At 66.6% G+C, this 2,254-nt stretch carries 2 protein-coding genes and 1 pseudogene; 2 read left to right on the forward strand and 1 reads right to left on the reverse strand.

Annotation, left to right across the window (positions count from 1 at the left end; genetic code table 11):
* The first annotated feature begins 145 nt into the window (after nt 1–145).
* Nucleotides 146–1,096: a tetratricopeptide repeat protein gene (locus KDL01_RS40585; RefSeq protein WP_212534049.1), complete on the forward strand. Its 951-nt coding sequence runs from the start codon at nt 146–148 to the stop codon at nt 1,094–1,096.
* A 129-nt stretch (nt 1,097–1,225) separates the two neighbouring features.
* Nucleotides 1,226–1,468, forward strand: a pseudogene (locus KDL01_RS40590) (ATP-binding protein); the annotation flags it as partial.
* Nucleotides 1,469–1,478: 10 nt separating this feature from the next.
* Here the strand turns inward: KDL01_RS40590 and KDL01_RS40595 are convergent.
* Nucleotides 1,479–1,898, reverse strand: coding sequence for a S1 RNA-binding domain-containing protein (locus KDL01_RS40595; RefSeq protein ID WP_212534050.1), 420 nt, complete (start codon nt 1,896–1,898; stop codon nt 1,479–1,481).
* Nucleotides 1,899–2,254 lie beyond the last annotated feature (356 nt).

Consider the following 2,254-nt stretch of genomic DNA (forward strand, 5'->3'; position numbering starts at 1 on the left):
CCAACGCCTTCACTCGGGGATCGGCTATGCGACTCCCCTCGAAGCCTACCGAGAGAAGCAGGCGAACCTGACGCTCGCCGCGTGATCACACCGCGGGACCAGTGTCCAAAATTCGCGGGGCAGCCCACTCGCCGGCCAGCTTCGGGTGCTGGGCGAGGACCATCCGTACACCCTGACCGCGCGCAACAACCTTGCCGCCGCCTACGAGAGTGCGGGGGACTTGGGCCGGGCGATCCCGCTGCTGGAGCAGAGTCTCGATGATCGCCGCCGGGTGCTGGGCGAGGACCACCCCGCCACCCTGGTCTCCCGCAGCAACCTCGCCAGCGCCTACGAGTCTGCGGGCGACCTGGACCGGGCGATCCCGCTGTTGAAACGCGCCGTCGAAGACTCCGTTCGGCTGCTGGGCGACGAGCATCCCGACGCCCTGATCGTCTACGGTAAGCTCGCCCGCGCCTATCTGCTCGCGGGGGACTTGGACCGGGCGATCCCGCTGCTGGAGCAGACTCTCGCCGACCAACTACGGGTGCTGGGCGAGGACCATCCGAACACGCTGACCGCGCGCAACAACCTCGCCAGCGCCTACCAGAGTGCGGGGGACTTGGACCGGGCGATCCCGCTGCTGGAGCAGACTCTCGCCGACCAACTACGGGTGCTGGGCGAGGACCATCCGAACACGCTGACCGCGCGCAACAACCTCGCCAGCGCCTACCAGAGTGCGGGGGACTTGGACCGGGCGATCCCGCTGCTGGAGCAGACTCTCGCCGACCAACTACGGGTGCTGGGCGAGGACCATCCGAACACCTTGGTCTCCCGCAGCAACCTCGCCGGCGCCTACCAGAGTGCGGGGGATTTGGGCCGGGCGATCCCGCTGCTGGAGCAGACTCTCGATGATCGCCGCCGGGTGCTGGGCGAGGACCACCCTGACACCCTGTCCTCCTACAACAATCTCGCAGGCGCCTACCAGACGGCGGGGGACCCGGACCGCGCGATCCCACTGTTGATGCGCGCTCTCGAAGACGCCCGTCGTTTGATGGGCGAAGCGCATCCAATGACCAGAACCCTGAGTGCCAACCTGGCCGCGGTGCTGAGGACCTGACCTGTGAACCCTGCCTGCCCGATAGTGCAGCGGCGCGGACGAACAGCCACTTCCACCTTGTCTCAGTGCTCGGTGCCTTTCCGAGCATGGCGTCAGGTCGGCCACGTTTCGGGGTGGTTCAGGCCCTGGCTACCCGTGTCCGCCGACGCCGCCGGAGGTTTCTACAGGCTTGTAGATGCGGCGTATGAGCGCAAGAGCCTGGCCGTGAGCTCGAACCTGCATCCGTCAGGGTTCGACGAGATCATGCCCAAGACCCTGGCCACCGCCACCGTGGATCGGCTCCTGCACCACGCTCACGTCGTGACCACCATGGGCGATAGCCACCGCCTGTCCGAGGCTCTGAGCGGCAACGGCGTCGTCGCCCTCAGTTGACCGTGCGAGCTTACCGCAAGCCCAACGCCAACCTTCGCCGCATCCGATCGAGATCGGCAACGACGACCGCGAGTTCGTCGCCGACCTTCACGACGCCGTCGGCCGCACCTTGAACGCGTTCCAGAGCCTCGAGATGAACGAGCCCTTCGACGCCGTCGGCGACCTGCACGAAAAGACCGAAGGGCACTATTTTGGTCACCCGTCCCGTCAGTTCCCGGCCCGGCGCGCTCTGGTCGGCGAATGTTTGGAAAGGGTCAGGCCGCGTCGCCCGCAGCGACAGCCTCGCCTCCAGGTTGGTCGTGTCGAACTGGAGAAACTCGCACAGAACAAGCTGACCGACCTCGACGACGTCCGTGGCCGCCTCGAAACGCCGCCAGGACAGCTCGGGTGATGAACCCGACACTGGGAAAGACCGGGTGAGCAGGCCCACGGTCCAGCACCACGAACACGCCGTAACGCTCGATTGCTGCGACCGCGCCAGAAAGGTTCTCGCCGCGCCGTAGTGACTCGAGGAACCCCCACAGATCGGGATTCTCAGACTGACCGCCCAGCACGCTCTCCAGCATCTCATGCGGGCGGCGAGCTACGCATCGGCCAGTCACCCCCGGGGAGATCTGCTGTCCACCGGGGAGAAGTCATGTCCACCAGCGTGTGGGCCTACAGGCTCTGTCGCTGATCTTGTTGCAGGGTCCTGGCGTCAGGCCTCGTTGGTGTTCTCGATGAGGGCGGCGATGAGGTTGTCGATGTGGTCGGGGGCGAGTTCGGCGTTGCGGCGGGCGCGGAGGC

The organism is Actinospica durhamensis (genome assembly GCF_018139695.1).
Classification (GTDB): Bacteria; Actinomycetota; Actinomycetes; order Streptomycetales; family Catenulisporaceae; genus Actinospica; species Actinospica durhamensis.